At 71.8% G+C, this 23,239-nt stretch carries 18 protein-coding genes; 9 read left to right on the top strand and 9 right to left on the bottom strand.

All coding sequences use genetic code 11. The features are described from left to right. Nucleotides 1-35 precede the first annotated feature (35 nt). Both hemW and KCH_RS12740 read right to left on the bottom strand, forming a co-directional pair. The gene (gene hemW / locus KCH_RS12735; RefSeq protein ID WP_035862696.1) at nt 36-1,265 is read right to left on the bottom strand and encodes a radical SAM family heme chaperone HemW; all 1,230 of its coding nucleotides are present in this window, start codon (nt 1,263-1,265) and stop codon (nt 36-38) included. 59 nt (nt 1,266-1,324) lie between these two features. Continuing rightward, the gene (locus KCH_RS12740) at nt 1,325-3,226 is read right to left on the bottom strand and encodes an AMP-dependent synthetase/ligase (RefSeq protein ID WP_035862698.1); all 1,902 of its coding nucleotides are present in this window, start codon (nt 3,224-3,226) and stop codon (nt 1,325-1,327) included. A 264-nt stretch (nt 3,227-3,490) separates the two neighbouring features. Here KCH_RS12740 and KCH_RS12745 point away from each other — a divergent pair, with 264 nt between their 5' ends. Then, nucleotides 3,491-5,224: an ABC transporter ATP-binding protein gene (locus KCH_RS12745; protein WP_035862699.1), complete on the top strand. Its 1,734-nt coding sequence runs from the start codon at nt 3,491-3,493 to the stop codon at nt 5,222-5,224. A 197-nt stretch (nt 5,225-5,421) separates the two neighbouring features. Further along, a complete protein-coding gene (locus KCH_RS12750; RefSeq protein ID WP_035871778.1) occupies nt 5,422-7,320 on the top strand; it encodes an ABC transporter ATP-binding protein in 1,899 nt (632 codons plus the stop codon). 7 nt (nt 7,321-7,327) lie between these two features. Here the strand turns inward: KCH_RS12750 and KCH_RS12755 are convergent, their stop codons facing one another. Further along, nucleotides 7,328-8,377, bottom strand: a complete 1,050-nt coding sequence (locus KCH_RS12755; protein WP_084223542.1) for an EamA family transporter — start codon at nt 8,375-8,377, stop codon at nt 7,328-7,330. A 104-nt stretch (nt 8,378-8,481) separates the two neighbouring features. Between KCH_RS12755 and KCH_RS12760 the strand changes: the two genes are divergently transcribed. The 3 genes from KCH_RS12760 to KCH_RS12770 all read left to right on the top strand — a co-directional run bounded on the left by KCH_RS12760 (nt 8,482) and on the right by KCH_RS12770 (nt 11,258). Then, complete coding sequence (locus KCH_RS12760; RefSeq protein WP_035862700.1) at nt 8,482-9,030, top strand: MarR family winged helix-turn-helix transcriptional regulator; 549 nt, start codon at nt 8,482-8,484, stop codon at nt 9,028-9,030. A gap of 172 nt (nt 9,031-9,202) precedes the next feature. Beyond that, the gene (sigJ, locus tag KCH_RS12765) at nt 9,203-10,105 is read left to right on the top strand and encodes an RNA polymerase sigma factor SigJ (RefSeq protein ID WP_244305310.1); all 903 of its coding nucleotides are present in this window, start codon (nt 9,203-9,205) and stop codon (nt 10,103-10,105) included. 82 nt (nt 10,106-10,187) lie between these two features. Next, entirely contained in the window at nt 10,188-11,258 is a 1,071-nt protein-coding gene (locus tag KCH_RS12770) for an NAD(P)/FAD-dependent oxidoreductase (RefSeq protein ID WP_035871781.1), read from the top strand. Nucleotides 11,259-11,361: 103 nt separating this feature from the next. On the opposite strand, the gene lepA is transcribed toward KCH_RS12770, so the two are convergent. Continuing rightward, on the bottom strand, nt 11,362-13,230 hold the full coding sequence (gene lepA, locus KCH_RS12775; protein WP_084223546.1) for a translation elongation factor 4: 1,869 nt from the start codon (nt 13,228-13,230) through the stop codon (nt 11,362-11,364). 102 nt (nt 13,231-13,332) lie between these two features. Between lepA and KCH_RS12780 the strand changes: the two genes are divergently transcribed. The 3 genes from KCH_RS12780 (at nt 13,333) to KCH_RS37210 (ending at nt 15,324) form a co-directional block, all read left to right on the top strand. Continuing rightward, on the top strand, nt 13,333-13,638 hold the full coding sequence (locus KCH_RS12780; RefSeq protein ID WP_035862701.1) for an antibiotic biosynthesis monooxygenase family protein: 306 nt from the start codon (nt 13,333-13,335) through the stop codon (nt 13,636-13,638). Between the two features lie 174 nt (nt 13,639-13,812). Then, the gene (gene rpsT / locus KCH_RS12785; RefSeq protein WP_035862702.1) at nt 13,813-14,076 is read left to right on the top strand and encodes a 30S ribosomal protein S20; all 264 of its coding nucleotides are present in this window, start codon (nt 13,813-13,815) and stop codon (nt 14,074-14,076) included. A gap of 609 nt (nt 14,077-14,685) precedes the next feature. Further along, nucleotides 14,686-15,324, top strand: a complete 639-nt coding sequence (locus KCH_RS37210) for a hypothetical protein (RefSeq protein ID WP_157032027.1) — start codon at nt 14,686-14,688, stop codon at nt 15,322-15,324. Nucleotides 15,325-15,391: 67 nt separating this feature from the next. Here the strand turns inward: KCH_RS37210 and holA are convergent, their stop codons facing one another. After that, complete coding sequence (holA, locus tag KCH_RS12795; protein WP_035862705.1) at nt 15,392-16,387, bottom strand: DNA polymerase III subunit delta; 996 nt, start codon at nt 16,385-16,387, stop codon at nt 15,392-15,394. 151 nt (nt 16,388-16,538) lie between these two features. On the opposite strand from holA, the gene KCH_RS12800 reads away from it, so the two are divergent. Further along, the gene (locus KCH_RS12800) at nt 16,539-16,802 is read left to right on the top strand and encodes a hypothetical protein (protein ID WP_084223548.1); all 264 of its coding nucleotides are present in this window, start codon (nt 16,539-16,541) and stop codon (nt 16,800-16,802) included. Between the two features lie 128 nt (nt 16,803-16,930). Here the strand turns inward: KCH_RS12800 and KCH_RS12805 are convergent, their stop codons facing one another. The 4 genes from KCH_RS12805 to KCH_RS12820 form a co-directional block, all read right to left on the bottom strand. Next, nucleotides 16,931-19,714 carry a ComEC/Rec2 family competence protein gene (locus KCH_RS12805; protein ID WP_063750143.1) on the bottom strand — a complete coding sequence of 928 codons (2,784 nt, stop codon included), beginning with the start codon at nt 19,712-19,714 and terminating at the stop codon, nt 16,931-16,933. Between the two features lie 278 nt (nt 19,715-19,992). Continuing rightward, complete coding sequence (locus tag KCH_RS42485) at nt 19,993-20,637, bottom strand: ComEA family DNA-binding protein (RefSeq protein ID WP_167574045.1); 645 nt, start codon at nt 20,635-20,637, stop codon at nt 19,993-19,995. A 637-nt stretch (nt 20,638-21,274) separates the two neighbouring features. Next, on the bottom strand, nt 21,275-22,198 hold the full coding sequence (locus tag KCH_RS12815) for a DegV family protein (protein ID WP_035862708.1): 924 nt from the start codon (nt 22,196-22,198) through the stop codon (nt 21,275-21,277). A gap of 117 nt (nt 22,199-22,315) precedes the next feature. Beyond that, complete coding sequence (locus KCH_RS12820) at nt 22,316-23,086, bottom strand: hypothetical protein (RefSeq protein WP_035862710.1); 771 nt, start codon at nt 23,084-23,086, stop codon at nt 22,316-22,318. Nucleotides 23,087-23,239 lie beyond the last annotated feature (153 nt).

Consider the following 23,239-nt stretch of genomic DNA (forward strand, 5'->3'; position numbering starts at 1 on the left):
CGGCCGGGCGACCGGTCGCACGCGACTGCGGCGGCTCAGTCGACCAGGTCGCGGACCACCGCGTCGGCCAGCAGCCGACCGCGCAGGGTCAGCGCGGCCCGGCCGTGCGCGTACGGGCCGGGCTCCAGCAGGCCGTCGGCGAGGGCCCGGTCGGCGGCCTTGCGGCCGGTGTCGGTGAGCAGGTCGAGCGGGCAGCCCTCGACCAGGCGGAGCTCCAGCAGGATCCGCTCGACCCGCCGGTCCTCGCCGGCCAGCACCTCGCGGCCCAGCGCGGGCGTGCGGCCCTCGGCGAGCGCCTGGGCGTACGCGGCCGGGTGCTTGGCGTTCCACCAGCGGACCCCGCCGACGTGGCTGTGCGCGCCCGGGCCGGCGCCCCACCAGTCGGCACCGGTCCAGTACAGCTCGTTGTGGCGGCACCGGCCCTCGGGCGTGGTGGCCCAGTTGGAGACCTCGTACCAGGAGTAGCCGGCGGCGGCGAGCGCCCGGTCGGCCATCAGGTAGCGGTCGGCGTGCACGTCGTCGTCGATCATCGGCAGTTCGCCGCGCCGGACCCGGGCGGCCAGCCGGGTGCCGTCCTCGACGATCAACGAGTACGCGGAGACGTGGTCGGGGCGGGCGCCGATCGCGGCGTCCAGCGAGGCCTGCCAGTCCTGGTCGCTCTCGCCGGGGGTGCCGTAGATCAGGTCCAGGTTGACGTGCTCGAAGCCGGCCTCGCGGGCCTCGGCGACGCAGGCCTCCGGGCGGCCCGGGGTGTGGTGGCGGTCCAGGATCTTCAGCACGTGCGGGCGGGCGCTCTGCATGCCGAAGGAGATCCGGTTGTAGCCGCCCTCGCGCAGTTCGGAGAGGTAGGCCGGGTCGACCGACTCCGGGTTGGCCTCGGTGGTGACCTCCGCGTCCTCGGCGAGGCCGAACTCCTCGCGCAGCGCGGCCAGCATCCGCACCAGGTCGCGGGCGGGCAGCAGGGTGGGGGTGCCGCCGCCGAGGAACACCGTCCGCACCGGCAGGTCGGCGTCGCCCAGCACGCGGCGGGCGAGCCGGATCTCGGCGATCACGTTGTCGGCGTAGGTGTCCTGCGAGGCGACCGCGCCGGAGGAGCGCAGCTCGGTGGCCGTGTAGGTGTTGAAGTCGCAGTAGCCGCAGCGGCTGGCGCAGTACGGCACGTGCAGGTAGAAGCCGAACGGCCGGGTGCCGAGTCCGTCCAGGGCGTGGGCGGGCAGCGAGCCGTCGGACGGCACGGGTTCGCCGTCGGGAAGTGCGGAGGGCATGCGCCCATTGTCCGGTACGGCCCGGGAAACTCCGAAGGCCGTACCGGAACCGTGCGGGCTCAGGCCTCGTTGGTGCCCGCGTACATCTCGGAGACCCGGTCGGCGTAGGTCTGCTCCACCACCGGGCGCTTGATCTTCAGGCTGGGGGTAAGTTCGCCGTGCTCGATGTCCAGGTCGCGCGGGAGCAGGGTGAACTTCTTGATCGTCTGCCAGCGCTGCAGCTCGCCGTTGAGGCGCTTCACGAAGCCGTCGATCAGCTCCACGGTGGACGGGTCGGCGACCACCTCGGCGTACGACTTGCCGGCCATGCCGTGCTCGGCCGCCCACGGCATGATCACCGTCTCGTCCAGGCCGATCAGCGCGGTGCAGTAGTTGCGGCCGTTGCCGATCACCAGGATGTTGCTGACGAACGGGCAGATCGCCTTGAACTTGCCCTCGACCTCGCTCGGCGCGACGTACTTGCCGCCGGAGGTCTTGAACATGTCCTTCTTGCGGTCGGTGATCCGCAGGTAGCCGCCCGCGCCGAGCTCGCCGATGTCGCCGGTGTGGAACCAGCCGTCCGGCTCCAGGACCTCGGCGGTCTGCTCGGGCATCTCGTGGTAGCCGCGCATGATGCCCGGGCCGCGCAGCAGGATCTCGCCGTCCTCGGCGATCCGGACCTCGGTGCCGGGCAGCGGGATGCCGACGGTGCCGACCCGGAAGTCCTCCGCCCGGTTCACGGTGGAGCCGGCCGAGGTCTCGGTCAGGCCGTAGCCCTCCAGCACCGGGACGCCCGCGCCCTTGAAGAAGTAGCCGATCTCCGGGGCGAGCGCCGCGCTGCCGGACACCGCGCCGCGCAGCCGGCCGCCGAACGCCGCCCGGATCTTGGTGTACACCAGCTTGTCGGCCAGTGCGTGCTGCAGCCGCAGGCCCAGCGGGGCGCTCTCGTGGCCGTGCGCGACCTTGTTGGCCTGGATGGTCTGCGCGTAGTCGCGGGCCACCTTGGCCGCCCACATGAAGATCTTGTACTTGGCGCCGCCCTCGGCCCGGGCCTTGCCCGCGATGCCGTTGTAGACCTTCTCGAAGATCCGCGGCGCGGACGCCATCAGGGTCGGCCGGATCACCGGCAGGTTGTGGATGATCCGGTCCACCCGGCCGTCCACCGCCATCACGTGGCCGGTGGCGATCTGACCGGAGATCAGCGTCTTGCCGAACACGTGCGACAGCGGCAGCCACATGAACTGCACGTCGTCCGAGCGCAGCAGCCCGCTCTCCTCCTGCGCCACGCCCTCGTACGACCAGCAGTCGTGCACCAGGCGCACGCCCTTGGGGCGGCCGGTGGTGCCGGAGGTGTAGATCAGGGTGGCCAGCTGCTCCTTGTCGAGCGAGTCGATCGCCTTGTCGACGGCGTCCGGGTTCTCGGCCAGGTGCTCGGCACCGCGCCGCTCCAGTTCGGCCAGGGTCAGCACGGTCAGGCCGTCGGCCTCCGGTGCGTCGCCGCCCGGCGCGTCGAACAGGATGACGTACTCCAGGGCGGGCAGCTCGGCCTTCTGCTCGACGGCCTTGCGCAGCTGGCTCTGGTTCTCGGCGAACAGCGCGCGGCTGCCGGAGTTGGCCAGGATGAACGCGGTCTCGTCGGAGTTGGTGCTCGGGTAGACGGTGGTGGTGGCCGCGCCGGCGCACATGTTGCCGAGGTCGGCGAGGATCCACTCGATCCGGGTGGCGGAGGCGATCGCGACCCGGTCCTCGGGCCGGATGCCGAGCGCCATCAGGCCGGCCGCGACGGCGCGGATCCGCTCGTTCGCCTGGGCCCAGGTCAGTGACCGCCACTGCTCGGCGCCCGGCGCGCTGTCCGCTGCCTGCTCGTCCACCGGGACCGGGTACCGGTACGCCTCACCGTTCGGCGTGGCCTTTACCCTGCTGAGCAGAAGATGCGCCACGGAGGGCGGACGCCGCTCGATCATGGACTGCGCGGAACTCAACGAGGACCTCCGGGGGCGGGTGGACCGAGAGTGGGTGAGCGCCGGCCGTGGGGGCGGCCGACAACCGACTTAACCGGTGAGTAACAAGAGGGCAATCAGCAGCCTAGGGGGTGAAAAGCCGTTCCGTAAGGGGGTGACGTGAGCTGGCACACTCACGGGGCGGCAGTGCAGGCCCACAGTGCAGGCCCGGTCCACGGGTGAAGCTTTTTCACAAGTACCCGAATTTGGGATGCGCGCGTCCCCTCCGAAGACGAGAGTGTCACGGTGCTTTTCAGACTTCTACGGGCCCATCTCGGCCCCTACTCCCGCGACATCACAGTGCTGGTGCTGCTCCAACTGATCTCCACCATCGGCATGCTGTACCTGCCGACGCTGAACGCCGACATCATCGACAGCGGCGTCCTCAAGGGCGACACCGGATACATCCTGCGGGTCGGCGGCGTGATGGTCGGCGTCTCGCTCGCCCAGGCCGCCTGCTCGATCGGCGCGGTGTACTTCGGCGCCCGCACCGCGATGGCCATCGGCCGCGACCTCCGCGCCGGCGTGTTCTCCCGGGTGCAGGAGTTCTCCGCCCGTGAGCTCAACCAGTTCGGTGCCCCGTCGCTGATCACCCGCACCACCAACGACGTCCAGCAGGTCCAGATGCTGGCGCTGATGACCTTCACGCTGATGGTCGCCGCGCCGATCATGTGCGTCGGCGGCGTCGTCATGGCGCTCAACCAGGACGTGCCGCTGTCCGGCCTGCTGCTGGCCGTGGTGCCCGCGCTGGGCGCCGTCGTCACCGTGCTGGTCGGCAAGATGCGGCCGCAGTTCCGCGGCATGCAGACCCGGATCGACGCGGTCAACCGGATCATGCGCGAGCAGATCACCGGCATCCGGGTCATCCGCGCCTTCGTCAAGGACGACCACGAGAAGCAGCGCTTCACCGGCGCCAACGGCGAACTCGCCGACTACTCGCTGCGGGTCGGCCGGCTGATGTCGCTGATGTTCCCCGTCGTCATGGGCGTCGTGAACATCTCCAGCGTCGCCGTGTTCTGGTTCGGTGCGCACCGCATCGACAGCGGCGGCATGCAGATCGGCGCGCTCACCGCATTCCTCTCCTATCTGATGCAGATTCTGATGAGCGTCATGATGGCCACCTTCATGTTCATGATGGTGCCGCGCGCCGAGGTCTGCGCCGAGCGCATCCAGGAAGTGCTGGGGACCTCCTCCAGCGTCGTCCCGCCGCTCGCCCCCGTCACCGAACTGCGCGCCCACGGCACGCTGGAGCTGCGCGGCGTGGACTTCCGCTACCCCGGCGCTGAGGTGCCCGTGCTGCGCGGGATCGACCTGGCCGCCCGGCCCGGCGAGACCACCGCCGTCATCGGCTCCACCGGCTCCGGCAAGACCACCCTGCTCGGACTCGTCCCCCGGCTGTTCGACGCCACCGGCGGCGAAGTCCTGATCGACGGCGTGGACGTCCGCGACCTCGACCCGCAGAAGCTGTCCGAGGTCATCGGCCTCGTCCCGCAGAAGCCGTACCTGTTCTCTGGCACCGTCGCCTCCAACCTCCGCTACGGCAAGCCCGACGCCACCGACGAGGAGCTCTGGCACGCCCTGGAGATCGCCCAGGCCAAGGACTTCGTGGCGAAGTTCCCCGAGGGCCTGGACGCCCCGATAGCGCAGGGCGGCACCAACGTCTCCGGCGGCCAGCGCCAGCGCCTGGCGATCGCCCGGGCCCTGGTCCGCAAGCCGGAGATCTACCTGTTCGACGACTCCTTCTCGGCGCTCGACTACGCCACCGACGCCCGGCTGCGCGCCGCGCTCGCCGACGAGACCCAGAACGCCACCGTGGTGATCGTCGCCCAGCGCGTCTCCACCATCCGCGACGCCGACCGGATCATCGTCCTCGACGAGGGCGCCGTCGTCGGCACCGGCACCCACCAGGAGCTGATGGCCGACAACCCGACGTACCGGGAGATCGTGCTCTCCCAGCTCACCGAGCAGGAGGCGGCGTGACCACCCCCGACAAGCCCGACGCGACCGTGCCCGACACGACCGTGCCCGAGGCCAGCGCGCCCGACCTGACCAAGGCCGGCGCGGCCAAACCCGACCTCGCCAAGGCCCCCGCCGGGGACGCGGGCGAGGAACAGGGGACGACCTCCACCTCGCAGGAGGCAGCCGCTCGCCGCGGCGGCCCCGGCCCCGGCCGGTTCATGGGCGCCCAGGGCACCGAGAAGGCCAAGGACCTCGGCGGCTCCGCGAAGCGCCTGCTCGGGCTGCTCAAGCCGGAACGCAAGCTGCTGTTCACCGTCCTCGGTCTCGGCGCGCTCTCCATCGGGTGCGCGGTGGCCGGACCCCGGGTGCTCGGCAAGGCGACCGACCTGATCGTCGCCGGCGCCACCGGACCGCGCTTCGCCGGCGCCCCGAGCAAGCAGGCCGTGCTCGACGGCCTGCGCGCCAGGGGCGAGGGCAACATCGCCGACCTGCTCGCCTCGATCGACTTCACCCCCGGCCAGGGCATGGACTTCGGGGCCATCGGCACCATCCTGCTGTGGGTGCTGGGCATCTACCTGGCCGCCGTGCTGTTCGGCGTGATCCAGGGCCGGCTGGCCGCGCTGGCGATCAACCGCACGGTGTTCCGGCTGCGCGAGGAGACCGAGGCGAAGCTGGCCCGGCTGCCGCTCAGCTACTTCGACCGCCAGCCGCGCGGCGAGGTGCTGAGCCGGGTCACCAACGACATCGACAACATCAACCAGTCGATGCAGCAGACCATGGGACAGGTCGTCAACTCCCTGCTGACCATCGTCGGCGTGCTGGTGATGATGTTCTGGATCTCCCCGCTGCTGGCCCTGATCGCGCTGATCTCCGTCCCGGTGTCGGTGGTCGTCGCGGCCAAGGTCGGCAAGCGGGCGCAGCCCCAGTTCATCAAGCAGTGGGGCTCCACCGGCAAGCTCAACGCGCACATCGAGGAGATGTTCACCGGCCACAGCCTGGTGAAGGTCTTCGGCCGCCAGGAGGAGGCCAAGGAGCTCTTCCAGCAGGAGAACCAGGCACTGTACGAAGCCTCCTTCCGGGCTCAGTTCATTTCGGGGATCATCCAGCCGGCGATGATGCTGGTCGGCAACATCAACTACGTGCTGGTCGCGGTGGTCGGCGGTCTGCGGGTGGCCAGCGGCGCGCTGTCCATCGGTGACGTGCAGGCGTTCATCCAGTACTCCCGCCAGTTCAGCCAGCCGCTCAGCCAGGTCGCCTCGATGGCGAACCTGGTGCAGTCCGGTGTCGCCTCCGCCGAGCGGGTCTTCGAACTGCTCGACGCCGAGGAGCAGTCCCCCGAGCCGCAGCAGCCGGAGCGCCCCGCCGAGGTCCACGGCCGCGTCGCCTTCGAGGACGTCTCCTTCCGGTACGAGCCGGACAAGCCGCTCATCGAGGGCCTGTCGCTGAAGGTGGAGCCCGGCCACACCGTGGCCATCGTCGGCCCGACCGGCGCCGGCAAGACCACCATGGTCAACCTCCTCATGCGGTTCTACGAGGTCAGCGGCGGCCGGATCACCCTCGACGGGGTGGACATCGCCGCGATGTCCCGCGAGGACCTGCGATCCGGCATCGGCATGGTGCTGCAGGACACCTGGCTGTTCGGCGGCACCATCGCCGAGAACATCGCCTACGGCGCCGAGTCGGCCACCCGCGAGCAGGTGATCGCGGCGGCGAAGGCCGCGCACGTGGACCGTTTCGTGCGGACCCTCCCCGACGGCTACGACACCGTCCTGGACGACGAGGGCACCGGCGTCAGCGCGGGCGAGAAGCAGCTGATCACCATCGCCCGGGCCTTCCTGGCCCAGCCCTCGATCCTGGTGCTGGACGAGGCGACCAGCTCCGTCGACACCCGTACCGAGGTGCTGATCCAGCGGGCGATGGCGGAACTGCGCACCGGCCGCACCAGCTTCGTGATCGCCCACCGCCTCTCCACCATCCGGGACGCCGACGTCATCCTGGTGATGGAGAACGGTTCGATCGTGGAGCAGGGCAACCACGACGAGCTGATCGCCGCCGACGGCGCCTACGCCCGGCTGTACCAGGCGCAGTTCGCCCAGGCGGTGGCCGAGGTCGACTGACCTGCCGTCAGTTCGCCGCCCGGCCGACCGGCTCGGCGCCCAGGGGGAGGTCCGCACCGCGGGCCTCCCCCTCGCGTATCGCGGCGGGAGCGAGGGGCTCGGTGGTGCCGAGCGCGGGGGCGGCGGCTGCGGGGGAGGCGCCGCCGACGGCCGGGCTGCCCGCGCTGGTCGGAGCGGCGGAGGTGGCCGACGTGGCGACCACGGTGGTGGCGGGACGGCGGGCCGGACGCTGGCCGAGCAGGGTGGAGCTGAGGGCGAGAGCCATGCCCAGCAACTGCAGCGCGGTGAGGGACTGGCCGAGGGCGGCCCAGCCGATCACCGCCGCCGACACCGGGCTGAGCAGGCCCAGGAAGGCGACCGAGGTGGCGGGGAGGCGGCCGATGCCGCGGAACCAGACCCAGTACGCCAGGGCCGTGTTGGCCACCGCGAGGTAGCCGTACCCGAGCAGGTTGGCGCCGTCGAGCGCCGGCGGGGCACCCTCCACCAGCGCGGCGACCGGGAGCAGCAGCAGACCGCCCGCGGTGAGCTGCCAGCCCGTCAGGGCGAGCGGGCCGACGCCCTCCGGGCGGCCCCAGCGCTTGGTGAGCACCGTGCCGGCGGCCATCGCCCCGGCCCCGGCGAGGCCGGCGAGCACGCCTATGGCGTCCAGCCGGGCGGTGGCGCGCAGCACCACCAGGGCCACGCCGAACACGCCGACGGTGCCCGCGAGCAGGGCCCGCCGCCCGAACCGCTCCCCCAGCAGCGGCACGGCCAGCCCGGCGGCCAGCAGCGGCTGTATCGCGCCGAGGACGGCGGCCACGCCGCCGGGCAGGCGGTAGGCGGCGACGAAAAGCAGGGCGAAGAAGACGCCGATGTTGAGCGCGCCCAGGACGGCGGAGCGCCACCACCAGGAACGGCTGGGGAGCCGGCGGGTGACGGCCAGCAGCACCAAGCCGGCGGGCAGGGCGCGCAAGGTCGCGGTGAGCAACGGCCGGTCCGCAGGCAGCAGTTCGGTCGTCACGGCATAGGTGGAGCCCCACGCGAGCGGGGCGAGCGCGGTGAGAGCTACGGTTCGCATGGGAGATAGCTTAGCGTCAAGCTACTTGCTGTCGAGTCAATTAACGGGAGGAATCTCGGTTCTCGCCCACTCACTCCCGAACCGCCCTGTGCCACACTGGCCAGATGGACCGACTGGACCTTCGCAGCGCCGCGCACGACCCGGTGGACACCATCGCCGACCAGTGGCGGCACGAGCGCCCCGACCTCGCCGACCGGACCGAGGCGATGGCCGCGTTCGGCCGCGTGCACCGGCTCTCCCGCGCGGTCGGCGACCTGATGGAGCAGGCCTACGCGCCGTACGGGATCGGTCGCGGCGAGTTCGACGTCCTGGCCACGCTGCGCCGCGCCGGGGAGCCGTTCTCGCTGTCGCCGCGCGAGCTGACCGCCACCCTGATGCTCACCACCGGCGGGATGACCGGCCGTCTGGACAAGCTGGAGCGGGCCGGCCTGGTCACCCGCTCCCCCGACCCGAACGACCGGCGCGGTCTGCGGATCACCCTCACCGACTTCGGCCGCGAGACGGTCGACCAGGCGGTGGCCGCCGGCACCGCCGTCCAGCAGCGGATCATCGACCGGCTCGGCGAGCAGCGGCTGACCGAGCTGAACACCCTGCTCAGGGACTTGCTGCACAGCGTGGAGACCACGCCGCATCCCGCCTCGGCCCGCCCCTGATCCTTCCCCTCCGGCCTCCCGCCCCGACCGAAGCGCACCCTCGCCCGACGCGTGCCCTCGCCCGACGCGCGCCCCAGCCGCCCGCGCTCGACGCCGAGACCTGACCGCCCGCGCCTGACGGCCGGTCAGGACCGGCTGCCGCCCCGGCCGTTCGGCGCGCTACCGTGGATGCGTGCCCGAACCGACCACCCTCGACACCGCGCCGTCCGGCCCCGTGGACGCCTTCCAGGCCGAGCGCCGCTACCTGGGCTCGATCGCCTACCGCCTGCTCGGCTCGGTGGCCGACGCCGAGGACGTGCTGCAGGAGGCCTGGCTGCGCTGGCAGTCCGCCGACCGCTCGGGCATCGCCGAGCCGCGCGCCTACCTGACCACGGTGGTGACCAGGCTCTGCTACGACCAACTGGGTTCGGCCCGGGCCCGCCGCGAGGCGTACTTCGGGGAGTGGCTGCCGGAGCCGTTGCTGACCACCGAGGACTCCCCCGCCGAACTGGCCGAGGTCGGCGAGGCGGTGTCGGTGGCGATGCTGGCGGTGATGGAGCAGCTGAGCCCGGCCGAGCGGGCGGCGTTCGTGCTGCACGACGTGTTCGCGGTGGGCTTCGAGGAGATCGCCTCGGCGCTGGACCGCTCCCCCGAGGCGACCCGGCAGCTCGCCTCCCGGGCCCGCCGCCGGGTGCGTGACGGGGGCCGGCGCAGCACGGTCGACCCGGCCGAGCACCGTCAGGTGGTGACGGCGTTCATCTCCGCCGCGACCGGCGGCGACCTGGCGGCGCTGATGGACGTGCTCGACCCCGAGGTGGCCTGGCACTCCGACGGTGGCGGCATCGTCAGCGCGGGCCGCCGGCCGGTGCTCGGCGCGATCCACGTGGGCCGGCTGGTACGCAAGCTCTCCCAGCGCTTCATGGGCCCGGAGCACCCGCTGGTGCCGGCGCTCGTCAACGGCGAGCTGGGCGCGGTCTGGTATGCGGAGCCGGGCGTGATCGGCGGCGTGGTCGCCTTCACCGTCGCGGACGGCCGGATCACCGCCGCGTACGCGATGGTGAACCCGGAGAAGCTCGCCCACCTCTCGGGGGCGTGACCCGGCTCACGGTCACACTTCCGCGGGCTGCGTCGTCCCCCTTCCGTATCCGCCACCGGCGGAGTCCGTGAAGGAGGACGAGATGACCGGCAAGCACATCGTGGTGATCGGCGCGGGCTACGCGGGGCTGTCCGCCGCTGCCGGGATCGGTCGCGGCCCGGACCGGGTCACCCTGATCGCCCCGGAGCGGCGCTTCGCCCACCGGGTGCGCCAGCACGAGATCGCCGCCGGCCGCAGGGTCTCCCGTCCCGAGATCGCGCACGTGCTTCGCGGCCGCAAGGTCGCCCACCGGGCCACCCGGGTCGTCGAACTCGACCTGGCCGGGCGGAAGGTGGTCACCGAGGACGGCGAGCGGATCGCGTACGACACCCTGGTGTACGCGCTGGGCAGCCGGGTCGCCTGGAGCGGCGTGCCCGGCGCGGCCGAGCACGCGTACTCGGCGGACCGCGCCGAGGAACTGCACCGCCGGATCGCCGACGCCGCGGCTCCCGGGACGATCGCGGTGGTCGGCGGCGGCGCGACCGGCATCGAGCTGGCCGCCGAGTTGGCGGAGGCCCACCCCGGTTGGCAGGTCCGCCTGGTGGCGTCCGGCCAGGTCGGGGGCTGGCTGTCGGCCCGCGGCCGGGCGCACGTCCTGGCGGTGCTCGGCCGGCTCGGCGTCCGAGTGGACGAGGCGCACCAGGTCACCACCGTCACCACCGCCGGACTGGAGACCTCGGCCGGCCCGGTCCGCGCCGAGGTGGTGGTGTGGGCCGGCTCGCTGGAGCCGCACCCGCTGGCCGCCGAATCCGGCCTGGCGGTCACTGGGAGCGGCCGGGCCGTGGTGGACGACCACCTGCGCTCGGTGTCGCACCCCGAGGTGTACGTGATCGGGGACGCCGCCGCCGTCGAGGTGCCCGGCGTCGGGCAGCTGCGGATGGCCTGCGCCACCGCCCAGCCGCAGGGCCGCTACCTGGGCAGACTGCTCCGCGGACGCACCGACAAGCCGTTCTCCTACCGCTATGCCGTCCAGTGCCTGAGCCTGGGCCGCGGGGAGGCGCTGGTCCAGCTGATCCACGGCGACGACTCGATGCGGCCCGGGGTGGTGACCGGACTGGCCGGGCGGCTGGTCAAGGCGGCGATCGTCACCGGCCTGCCGCTGTCGCTCCGCTGACCCCCCGTCGGCCGCCACGCCCGGACCGCAGGGCTGCCGCCGGAAACGGCACCGGGCCGGGACCCCGTGTGGGGATCCCGGCCCGGTCGGGCGGCCGTGGGAGTTACTTCTTTTCCTTCGGCGTCTCGGCGTCCGTCGACAGCGCGGCGATGAAGGCCTCCTGCGGGACCTCCACGCGGCCGACCATCTTCATCCGCTTCTTGCCTTCCTTCTGCTTCTCCAGCAGCTTGCGCTTACGCGAGATGTCACCGCCGTAGCACTTGGCGAGAACGTCCTTGCGGATCGCGCGGACCGTCTCACGGGCGATCACCCGGGAGCCGATCGCGGCCTGGATCGGCACCTCGAACTGCTGACGCGGGATCAGCTTCTGCAGCTTGCCGGCCATCATCACGCCGTAGTTGTAGGCCTTGTCCTTGTGCACGATCGCGGAGAACGCGTCCACCGCGTCGCCGTGCAGCAGGATGTCGACCTTGACCAGGTTGGCGGTCTGCTCGCCGATGGGCTCGTAGTCCAGCGAGGCGTAGCCGCGGGTCTTGGACTTCAGCTGGTCGAAGAAGTCGAAGACGATCTCGGCCAGCGGCAGGGTGTAGCGCAGCTCCACCCGGTCCTCGGAGAGGTAGTCCATGCCCTGCAGGTTGCCGCGGCGGGACTGGCAGAGCTCCATGATCGCGCCGACGAACTCGTTGGGCGCCAGGATGGTGCCGCGCACGACCGGCTCGTACACCTCGGCGATCTTGCCGGTGGGGAACTCGCTCGGGTTGGTGACGGTGTGCTCGGTGCCGTCCTCCATGATCACCCGGTAGATCACGTTCGGGGCGGTGGAGATCAGGTCGAGGTTGAACTCGCGCTCCAGGCGCTCCCGGATGATCTCCAGGTGCAGCAGGCCGAGGAAGCCGCAGCGGTAGCCGAAGCCGAGCGCGACCGAGGTCTCCGGCTCGTAGACCAGCGCAGCGTCGTTCAGCCGCAGCTTGTCGAGGGCGTCACGGAGCAGCGGGTAGTCCGAGCCGTCCAGCGGGTACAGGCCGGAGAACACCATCGGGCGCGGGTCCTTGTAGCCGCCGAGCGCCTCGGTGGCGCCCTTGTTCTGCGAGGTGATCGTGTCACCGACCTTGGACTGCCGGACGTCCTTCACACCGGTGATGATGTAGCCGACCTCGCCGACGCCGAGGCCGTCGGCGACCTTCGGCTCGGGCGAGATGACGCCGATCTCCAGCAGCTCGTGGGTAGCGCCGGTGGACATCATGGCGATCCGCTCACGCTTGGTGAGCTGGCCGTCGACCACTCGCACGTAGGTGACCACGCCGCGGTAGGCGTCGTACACCGAGTCGAAGATCATCGCGCGGGCCGGGGCGTCCTTGATGCCGACCGGGGCGGGGATCTTCTCGACCACGTGGTCGAGCAGGTCCTCCACGCCGAGGCCGGTCTTCGCGGAGACCTTCAGCACGTCGTCCGGGTCGCAGCCGATGATGTGCGCGATCTCCGCCGCGTACTTCTCGGGCTGGGCGGCCGGCAGGTCGATCTTGTTGAGCACCGGAATGATGGTGAGGTCGTTCTCCAGCGCCAGGTACAGGTTGGCGAGGGTCTGCGCCTCGATGCCCTGGGCCGCGTCGACCACCAGGATGGTTCCCTCGCAGGCCGCGAGGGAGCGGGACACCTCGTACGTGAAGTCCACGTGGCCGGGGGTGTCGATCATGTTGAGGATGTGTGTCTTGCCCGCGTTCTCACCGGTCCGCGGCGCCCACGGGAGGCGGACGGCCTGGGACTTGATGGTGATGCCGCGCTCGCGCTCGATGTCCATCCGGTCGAGGTACTGGGCGCGCATCTGCCGGGGGTCCACCACGCCGGTGATCTGCAGCATCCGGTCGGCGAGCGTCGACTTGCCGTGGTCGATGTGGGCGATGATGCAGAAGTTGCGGATCACCGCCGGGTCAGTACGGCTGGGCTCTGGCACGTTGCTGGGGGTCGCGGGCACCTTGGTCCGATTTCTGATCCGATCAATATGGTTCCGTCCATCCTCCCATGCCCGAGGCCGACCGGTCTTTCCGCCCGGGCGGGCATGCGGCACGATCACCGCATGATCCTGGAAAGCGCCCTGCTCGACGTCCGCCCCGGCCAGGAGGACGGCTTCCTCGCCGCCTTCGCCGAGGCCCGCCCGCTGATCGCCTGCCAGCGGGGCTTCCGCTCGCTCGAACTGCGCCGCTGCCTGGACGACGGACGCACCTCGCGCTTCCTGCTGCAGGTCGGATGGGAGACCCTGGAGGACCACACCGAGGGCTTCCGCCGCTCCCCCGAGTACGGGCGCTGGCGCGAGCTGCTGCACCACTACTACGACCCGTTCCCGCTGGTCGAGCACTACGGCGAGCCGCTGATCACCGCCTGACGGGCCACCGGCCGCCCTGCGGCGGCCTTGCTCGGCCCTCCGGTTTGGGCCGGTCGGGGCGGCCCTGGTAGCGTGGGCGGCTGCACTCCGCCCTCGGCATGCCCTCTCAGCAGGTCGAGCGGCACTCGGTGCAAACCCGTTGAACTGCCGATTCACACAGACTGAGGCTCTTTCGTGGCGAACATCAAGTCCCAGATCAAGCGCAACAAGACCAACGAGAAGGCGCGCCTGCGCAACAAGGCCGTCAAGTCCTCGCTGAAGACCGCTCTGCGCAAGGCCCGCGAGGCCGCTGCCGCCGGTGAGAACGAGAAGGCCGTCGAGCTGGCTCGCGCCGCCTCCAAGGCCCTCGACAAGGCCGTCAGCAAGGGCATCATCCACAAGAACCAGGCCGCCAACAAGAAGTCGGCGATCACCAAGCGCGTCAACGTCGCTGCCTGATCCTGGTCCTTCCCGTACGGCCCGGCCGTACGACCCGGTGCTCCGGCACCACCCTCGGACGGCGTGAATAAGCGGCCCTCTACCCGCCACCGCCGACCGTCCGCTCCCGGGAATCCGGCCCTCTACCCGGATTTCCGACGAGCCGCACGACCCGTACCGCACGCGGCCTGCGTTCGCCACGCGGGTGCGGTACTCGATGAACCAACGGAGGCCCCCGTTCGGGGCGCTTCCCCAACTGCCCGCCCGGTCCCCACCGGGCGGGCAGTTCGCGTTTCCGGCGGGTCCGGTCTCTCCGTGCCGACCGGCCGCGGTGCTCAACCGCCTTGAGCGGAAAGGGGATCGGCGCGAACGGCAGGGCGGGGTAGGGTGCGGGGGTGCCTGACACTGCCCGTGCCTGACCAACTACTCGGGGGAACGATGTCGACTCCGCCGCCGCATCAGCTCCAGGGCCACCGCTCCACCAGCAGCTTCTCGCGCAATCCCGGCAGCTCCCGCAGCTCCTCGACAGCGGGCAACGGAGCGGGCCGGGTCACCAGGATCGGGCCCGACGGACCGATGGGCGGCGGATCCGAGCCGGGCGGAGACGGGCCGGGCCCCGCCGGGGAACGGGTGGGGCGGAAGCTGTGGTGGGCCATCGGCGGCGCGCTGGTGGCCTCCGCGGTGTGGGCGGCGGCCGTCCTGATGGTCCCCTCGCTGGTCCACGACGACTCGACGCCGAACAGGCCGCCCCTGGCCGGCTACCGCGTCGTCGACGACCTGTGCACCACCGCCCGGCTGACCGCCTTCGGCCAGCTGTATCCGACCCCGTCGGGCAGCCCCTACCACTATTCGACGCACCACCGGGCGCTGGACGAGATGTACTGCAGCCAGTACCGCAAGAAGGTCGGCGGCGACCAGGACTACTACACGCTCTACCTGCAGGTGCAGCTCCATCACGAGGTGGACCCGCGCCCGGAGTTCGAGGCGCAGCGCGAAGGCCTGGCCCAACGCCACTACCAGATCAGCCCGGTGGCCGGCCTCGGCGACGAGGCGTACGTCGGCTACCTCGACGACCCCGGCCAGGGCGCCCCCGACCAGCACTACCTCACCCAGGTCCTGTACGTCCGCCAGGGCGGCATGACCTGCTACACCAGCTGGTCCGCCTCCTACCAGGACGGCAGGGGCGGCGGCCCCGACCGCGAACAGGTCCGCACGGCACTCCTGTCCGACACCCGCGAACTCCTGCGCGCCCTCGGCGGATCGGCCTGACCCTCGCTGCCGCTGCCGGGCGCCCGAACACTCCTTGCCCGGGGTTCCGTGAACAGGATTCCCGAGGTCAGTAGGGGCGGGAGCCGGCCCGGGACGCCCGGGCCACCGCGACCACGGCACGTTCCAACGCGTACGCGGGGTCGTCGGAGCCGCCCTTGACGGCGGCGTCGGCCTCGGCGACGGCGGTGAGGGCGGCGGCCACGCCGTCGCCCGTCCAGCCGCGCATCTGCTGGCGGACCCGGTCCACCTTCCACGGCGGCATGCCCAGTTCACGGGCCAGGTCGCCGGGGCGCATGTTGCGGCCCGCGGTGGCGAGCCGGCCGATGCTGCGCACTCCGGAGGCGAGCGCGTAGGTGATGCCGGTGGGCGGCTGGCCGACCGCCAGCGCCCAGCGCAGCCGTTCCAACGCTTCGGCGGCCCGGCCGGTGACGGCGAGGTCTGCCACTTCGAAGCCGGTCGCCTCGGCCCGGCCGCTGTAGTACTTGGCGACCGCCGTCTCGTCGATCGGCCCCTCGATGTCCGCTGTCAACTGGCTGCAGGCGGCGGCCAGTTCGCGCAGGTCGCTGCCCAGCGAGTCGAGCAGCGCCTGACAGGCCTCCGGGCTGGCGGCGCGGCTCAGGGTGCGGAACTCGTTGCGGATGAACGCCAGCTTCTCGCTCGCCTTGGTGAGCTTGGCGCACTGGACCTCCCGCGCGCCCTTCTTCTTCGCCGCGTCCAGCAGCCCCTTGCCCTTGGCGCCGCCCGCGTGCACCAGCACCATGATCACTTCTTCGGCGGGCGACTCCAGGTACGCCTTGACCTCCTTGACCGCATCGGCCGAGAGGTCCTGCGCGGCCCGGACCACGATCACCTTCCGCTCCGCGAAGAGCGAGGGCGTGGTGAGCTCGGCCAACTGACCCGGCTGCAGCGCCCCCGGCGCGAGGTCGCGCACGTCGGTCTCCGGATCCGCCGCCTTCGCCGCCGCCACCACCTCCGCGACTGCGCGGTCGAGCAGCAGCTCTTCCTGGCCGACCGCAACGGTCAGCGGGGCGAGCAGGTCGTCGGGTGCACTCTTCCTGGCCATCGCCTACCAGGATCGCACGCCGTGCCGACACCCCTGCCCCGGCAGCTCCCCGTGCCTTCTCATCCGCTCGTCCCGTCCGGCCGACGCTCCGGGCCGGATCGTGAGGTGGGGTCGCCGCAGCACCGCCTTCCGGGCTGGGCAGAATGTTGGCGTGATCAAGAACAATGACCGTCAATTGCTCGTCCTTCCCGACCGTGACGCGGCGGAGGAGATCGCCGAGGAGTTGAGTGCGCGCTGGCCCGAGCTGGGCGACGTCGAGGTGGTCCGCGACTCCCTCGCCGGGGAGGACGACGCCGAGGACGCCCAGTGGATCGTGGTCGTCGAGGCCCCCGAGGACGACGGCTGGACGCCGCGACTGCTGACCGAAATCGACCGGCTCGTCGCCGAGCAGGACGGGTGGCGCGAACAGGACTGACCCGCCCACCGAACTCCGTTGGTCCCCGCCCGAGCGAGGCGCACCCACCCGCTCGGACGGGCGCTCTGCACCCGGCCGTCCGGACCGCGACCGCCCCGGCGACGGCCCCTGCTTCGGGTGCCGTGGCATCAGCCGTGGGAGGAGCGCAGGTGCGAGGCCACGGCCAGGGTTCGTACATCCCCCAGCACCGCGATGTCCCCCGCCCGGTCGGTGCGGACCACCGTCGCCCCCAGCGCCTTGAGCCCCGCCACCGTCTGCGGGGCCGGATGCCCGTACGGGTTCCCGGTGCCGCAGGAGATCAGGGCCAGCCGCGGACGGAGCGCAGCCATCAACGCCCAGTCCTGGTTGGCCGATCCGTGGTGCGCGACCTTCAGGACGTCCACCCGTCCCAGCCCGGGTGGACCGGGGCCGCCACCGCGCTGGTCGACCGGGTTGGCGGCACTCACCGCCTCCGTTCCCGTCCTGACTGCATGCCTGGCGCTCAGCACCGCCCTTGACGCCGTATCAACCGGCGCGGGCGGACCTCGCTCGTCCGGACGCGGGGTCGGTGGCAACCCGAGGGTGAGCAGCGCGGCCTGGGCCGGGGGCTCCAGGTCGCCCAGCAGCGCCACCCGGATCGGAGCCGTCGGTGGGCCGAGGCTGGCGATGATCGCGATGCTGGAGTTGTTGGGTCCGGTCGCGTCGGGGGCCTGCGACGAGGACGGCCACACCACTTGCCAGCTGAGCTCCGCACCGGCGGTGCGACGCTCGCCTCGCTGGGCCCGCAGCACCGGCACCCGGTCGTCGGCCGCCCAGCGCAGCACCCGGCTGTGCTCGCCTTCCGGTTCGTCCGAGGTGGTCACCTCGATCGCGCCGACCGAGCGGCCGCGCAGCACGCCCGGGATGCCCTCGGCGTGATCCGCGTGGAAGTGCGTGAGGATCAGGACCGGCACCCTGGTCACCCCGAGTTCCCGCAGACAGTCGTCCGCCGACCTGGGATCGGGCCCGGCGTCCACCACCACTGCGCTGCCCGGCTCGACCGGGAGAACGGTCATGTCCCCCTGCCCGATGTCGCACATCGCCAGCCGCCAGCCTTCGGCGGGCCAGCCGGTTGCCAGCCGGGTGACGGCCGGCGGGCGCAGCAGGATCACCGGCAGCAGTACGGCGACGGCGAGCACGGACCACACTCTGGGCCGCCGGTTCCTCGGCCGCCGCCCGCCCAGCAGCGGCGGCAGCGCCCAGACCAGCGCGACGATCGCCACGACCAGCAGGGCCGAGCCGAACAGCCCGCCGGGCCAGGCCAGTTCGGCACCGGGCAGTTCGGCGCCCCGCCGCGCGACGGTGGCCAGCCATCCGACGGGAAGCGCGGCGAGGTCCGCGAGGAACTCCGCGGCCCCCTTCGAGAGCGGGGCGACCGCGAGCGCGCCGAACCCGAGCAGGGTTGCGGGTGCGACCGCGATCTCCGCGAGCAGGTTGCAGGGCACTCCGACCAGGCTGACTCGCGGTGCCAGCAGGACGGTGACGGGTGAACAGAAGGCCTGCGCCGCCGCAGTGGCACCGACCGCGGAGGCGAGGTGGTGCGGCCAGTGACGCGCCCGCAGCGCGGCCGTCCACCTCGGGCCGAGGATCAGCAGCCCCGCCGTCGCGAGCGCGGAGAGCAGGAACCCGTAGGAGCGGGCCAGGTACGGATCCACCAGGATCAGGATCAGCACGGCGCCGGCCAGGGTGGGCACGCCCCGTCTCGGTCTGCCGGTAGCGAGGGCCAGCAGTCCGATCAGACCGGTGGCGGCGGCTCTGAGCACGCTCGGATCGGGTCGGCAGATGGTGACGAACGCGAGGGTCAGCCCGGTACCGAGGAGCGCCGTCGTGCGGAAGGAGAGCCCGAGCAGCCCCGCCAGTCCGCCGCGCCCGGGGGCGTCCGGGTCGCTCGGAGTGCCTCCGACCAGCACGGCCAGGATGATCGCCAGATTCGCTCCGCTCACTGCCACCAGGTGGCCGAGGTCGGTGGCGCGGAAGGCGTCCGCCAGATCGTCCGGAAGTCTCGTCACATCGCCCACCACCAGCCCGGGGAGCAGTCCGCGAACATCGGGCGACAGGTGGTCGCAGGCGTCGCGAAGTCCCTTGCGGAGCTGGGCGGCCAGGCGCTGCGGGAGGCTGGGCGGCGCGAGGATCCTGGGCTGCCCCTGCGGGGCGAGCAGGGCCGCAGAGTCGGTCCGGGTCGGCCCCGTCGAGCCGCCGCCTTCGGCCGGGCTCTCCGATCGTTCCGGCAGCACCTCGGCCTGGACCTCGAGCCGGGTGGAGGGGATCAACTGCTGCCACTGGTCCGCGTCCTGGGTGCGGACCAGCAGCGTGACGGGCGTTCTGGTGACGGTGGGGACCGCGTCCGGCTGCCCGGTGTCGGCCGGTGGGCGGACGCGGGTGACGAGGGCGGAAATGGTGAGAGTCGGCTGGGAGAGGGCGCTGCCGCGGGTGTGAGCCCCGTGCAGCTTGGGATCACCCGTGATGGTCGCTTCAACGGTGATCTCCGGGTTGGTTCGCCCACCCTCTGCGCGGGACGAACCGTCGTCCCGCGCCGCCGGCCGATCCGGACCGCCTGGGGAGTCCGGCTCTCCCCGGGCGGGCGGCCTGTCCGGATGGGCCAGGGCCGGCAGCGGGCCCCGGTGCAGGTCGGCAGTGTGGAGGACGGTGGTGGTCGCTGCTGCTGCCGCGGTGAGCAGGACGGCGGCGGTGAGTCGGTGAATCGAACGGCTGGGTCCTTTCGAGGTGAGGAGACCGAAGGCAGTCATGCCGCTCACCAGGGCGCACAGGAGCAGCGCCGGATGGTGTCTCGCTTCCAGACCGAGAACGGTGGCGGTGACCAGCCAGGCGGTGATTGCCGGAAGGAGGAGCCGGTAGTCGGTCCGGTCGGGGACGGCGGAGGGCGGGGCCGGCATGACGGCACCTCCTTTCGGTGTGCGCTCGTTGGTCGATTTGTTGATTTGGAGGCTGACGGGTCGATGGTGCAGCGGGGCGCCTCAACTCGGATGGTGCGAACGGCAATCCATCCGGGCGGGCATGGTGCGGGTGGCAGCGGGACGGCCCTCGGACAGAGCAGCGCGCGAGCGGTGGGCTCCTGGCGGATCCACGGGCAGGAGCTTCGCTCAGCAGGTCGGTGAGCTAGAGCATGGGGCAACCTCCGGGCGGGAAACGCGACATTGCGCGGATCAGAGGATCAGAGGGTCAGGAGCTGCTTGAGGTCCTCGTACTTGCGGGGACCGATGCCGGGGACATGGCGGAGTTGGTCGACGGATTGGAACGGGCCGTGCGTCAGGCGGTACTGCAGGATGCGCTGGGCCAGGGCCGGGCCCACGCCTGGCAGTGAGTCGAGTTGTTCGGCGCTGGAATGGTTGAGGCTGACGGGACCGGCGGGTGCGGCAGGGGCACCGCCGGCGAGGTTTTCGGCACCTACGAGAATCTGTTCTCCATCGGTGAGTTGGCGGGCGAGGTTGAGGGAGCTGGTGTCGGTCCCGGCGAGCGGGCCGCCGGCGGCGGTCAGGGCATCGGCGACCCGTGAACCTGCGGGGAGGGTTCGTAGGCCGGGGTGCTGGACCTTGCCGGCGATGTCGACGACCAGGGACGGTCCGGCTGGGTGGTGTGCGGGCGCTCCTTCCGTGGCGGGGTCGCTGGTGGACTCGGTGATGGAGATGGCGGGGACGGAGACGGGGTGCGGTCGGCCGAGCCAGAAGTGCTGCGCGGCGTAGCCGATGGCGAGAACGAGCAGGACGGTGAGGCCGAGGACGGCCCGGCGGTCGAGGGCGAAGGCCGCGGGAAGGCGGAACCGCAGTGGTAGGCGCGGCTGGTCGGTGTGGTGGGACACGGGTGGGGGTTCCGGAACTGACGTGGCGTCGGGCCAGGGCAGGTCCGGATCCGACTGGTGGTCGGCCCAGGTGCCCGGCGGGGAATCGGGTGCGGTCTCCGGCGGCGAGTCCGGGCCGGGTGCCGCAGCGGGTGGATCGCGCTCCGGAACGGTGCCGGGCTGACGACTGGGCCGCCCGAACTCCGGTTCGGTGGCCCTCGGAACGGCCACGTCGGCCGAGCGGGTCGGCGCCCCGTACCGCGCGAGAATGCGGGCCGAGGACAGTGCATGAGGTGGATCGGGAGCGGGTGTCGCCCGTGTCACCGCCTGCTCCGGTTCGGCTGCAGCGCAGACGCCCCCTGAGGTCGCGCCTGCCATCGCATCTGACATCGACTCGGATCGCGGCACGCCGGCCAAGGTCTCGACGGCCGGCTCGGAGTGTTCGTGATCGATGGGCACAGCGGGCGGGAAGAGCCGGCCGAGGCGGGCGCGCGTGGTGACGATGGCCTGACGACGGCGGGCCTGGGGTGTGGTGATGGTCCTCATGGCGAGGACAGTAGGGCGAGCCTGACGCGGACTCAGGAAATGTGCCCGCCCCTGTGGACAACCCGGGCCTGTGGATAACTCTCGTAGCTCGGACGAGTGAGTTTGGTAACGCTCAACCTGCGGAAGCAACGATCGGCGACACCACGACGGCCAGCAGGCCGGGCCCGACGTGCGCGCCGATGACCGCGCCGACTTCGCTGACGTAGAGCTCCTTCAGCGTCGGTACCCGCTCGCGCAGCCGTTCGGCCAGTGCCTCGGCCCGCTGCTCCGCGGCAAGGTGGTGGACGGTGATGTCCACCGGGCGATCCCCCGCGTGTTCGACGGCGATCTCTTCGAGCCGGGCAATGGCCCGGGAAGCTGTGCGGACCTTCTCCAACGGCTCGATCCGGCCGCCGGTCAGGTGGAGCAGGGGCTTCACGGCCAGCGCGGAGCCGACCAAGGCCTGGGCGGTTCCGATCCGGCCGCCGCGTCGAAGGTGTTCCAGCGTGTCGACGTAGAAGAAGCCGCTGGTGACCTCAGCACGTCGTTCGGCGGCGGAGGCCACCTGCTCCAGATCCGCCTCGGTGTTGTGGCTGGCATCGGCTTCGAGGCCACCGGCAGCCGCCGCCGACCAGGAGGCGTCCAAGGTTTCGGCGAGTTCGGCAGCGGCCAGCACACAGCTGCCCAGCGCCATGCCGACCAGTCGGCTGTCGACCACCCGCACGGGGATCGGCGCGGTGGCGGCTGCCAGGTGGGCCGCCTCCGCGGTGCCGGAGAGTTCCGCCGAGATGTGGATGGAGACGATTCCTCGGGCGCCGGCCTCGGCGGCCGCCCGGTAGGCGGCCGTGAACGTTTCGGGACTGGGCCTGGAGGTCGTCACCCGGTGCTTGGCTCGCAGGGCTTCGGCGACGTCTGTGGGTGAGATCTCGACGCCTTCCGCGAAGACGTCGTCACCGACCGCGACGCTGAGCGGTACCACCTGGATGCGGTGCCGGTCCACCGCTTCTTGGGGCAGATACGCGGTGGAATCCGTGACAAGTGCGAGGTGGCCGAGCATGAGGCGGAGGTTACCCGCCGCAGCGCCAGGATGACAGTGCCCGTCCTGTGGTGGTTTGACCTCCGCGACAGCGGGTAACTCTCACCGCACGGACAGCGACCGCCTCGTGACGCGGGGTCAGGGGCGGTTGGGTCCCGCCGGGTTCGGCTTGCGCAGGCGGTCGGCGAGGCGGGAGAGCGGTTCGGCGGCCAGACCGAGCAGTTCCTCGGCGGTGGTCTGGCGGCCGGACCCGAGGCCCTTGGGGCGATCGGCGGGGCCGTCGGCGGAGGCGGTCGCACTGCGGGCATCGGCAGGCGCGCCGGCAGCGGACTCGGAGCGATCGGCGGCGGGCTCGGCAGGGGTCCAGTGCCGCAGAGCTCCGGCCTCGTCCCGGCATTCTTCGCTGAGGCGGGCGAGTTCGTCGTCGGCGAAGCGGCGCATGCGGTCCTGGGCGGCCCACCGCAGGGAGTCCGCGGAGTGCGTGATGCGCTCGGCGCGCTCCCGAAGTTCGGGGAGCTTGGCGGTGACTCGGCTGCTCATCGGCTCGCGTTCCAGCAGGCGCAGTTCGGCATCGAGTTCGGCGGCGTGGGAGTCGAGCCGGGCCAGGAGCTGGAGTGCGTCACCGAGCTGGCTGTCCTGCGGGAGGCCGCTCTGCAGGACCTGGCGGGTCGAGTCGAGCGCGGTGCGCAGGGAGAGCCGGAGGCCGGCGATCCGGCCCTGGTCGCCGGGCTTGGTGATGCTCTTCGCCTTGAGGGCGGCGTTCTCCACCGCCCGCTGGGCGTTGGAGCTGTGCCGCTCGACCTTGGTGGCCACGGCCTTCGCCGCCTTGACCGTTCCGACCACCGCCATCACCAGCAGCGTCACGCCGAGCAGCGCGACCAGCGCCAGAACGACACCGAGCGCTTCCATCGGGAGCCCACCTTCCGCCCGTGACCGGCGGCGGTCCGCCGAGTGCGGCCCGCCCTGTCCACCGGTCTCCACCGTAGCTCGGCCCGGCAGTGGACAGCAGGCCTTCAACCGTCCGAAGAGAGGAGATCAGGGACAGCTCAGGGATTTCCCCCA

It is taken from the genome of Kitasatospora cheerisanensis KCTC 2395, from assembly GCF_000696185.1.
In the GTDB taxonomy this organism is placed as follows: domain Bacteria; phylum Actinomycetota; class Actinomycetes; order Streptomycetales; family Streptomycetaceae; genus Kitasatospora; species Kitasatospora cheerisanensis.

Coding starts and splice junctions, on each gene's coding strand:
- hemW (WP_035862696.1), bottom strand. CDS start 1,265: ATGCCCTCCGCACTTCCCGACGGCGAACCCGTGCCGTCCGACGGCTCG.
- KCH_RS12750 (WP_035871778.1), top strand. CDS start 5,422: ATGGGCGCCCAGGGCACCGAGAAGGCCAAGGACCTCGGCGGCTCCGCG.
- KCH_RS12755 (WP_084223542.1), bottom strand. CDS start 8,377: ATGCGAACCGTAGCTCTCACCGCGCTCGCCCCGCTCGCGTGGGGCTCC.
- KCH_RS12760 (WP_035862700.1), top strand. CDS start 8,482: ATGGACCGACTGGACCTTCGCAGCGCCGCGCACGACCCGGTGGACACC.
- KCH_RS12770 (WP_035871781.1), top strand. CDS start 10,188: ATGACCGGCAAGCACATCGTGGTGATCGGCGCGGGCTACGCGGGGCTG.
- KCH_RS12780 (WP_035862701.1), top strand. CDS start 13,333: ATGATCCTGGAAAGCGCCCTGCTCGACGTCCGCCCCGGCCAGGAGGAC.
- holA (WP_035862705.1), bottom strand. CDS start 16,387: ATGGCCAGGAAGAGTGCACCCGACGACCTGCTCGCCCCGCTGACCGTT.
- KCH_RS12805 (WP_063750143.1), bottom strand. CDS start 19,714: ATGCCGGCCCCGCCCTCCGCCGTCCCCGACCGGACCGACTACCGGCTC.
- KCH_RS12815 (WP_035862708.1), bottom strand. CDS start 22,198: ATGCTCGGCCACCTCGCACTTGTCACGGATTCCACCGCGTATCTGCCC.
- KCH_RS12820 (WP_035862710.1), bottom strand. CDS start 23,086: ATGGAAGCGCTCGGTGTCGTTCTGGCGCTGGTCGCGCTGCTCGGCGTG.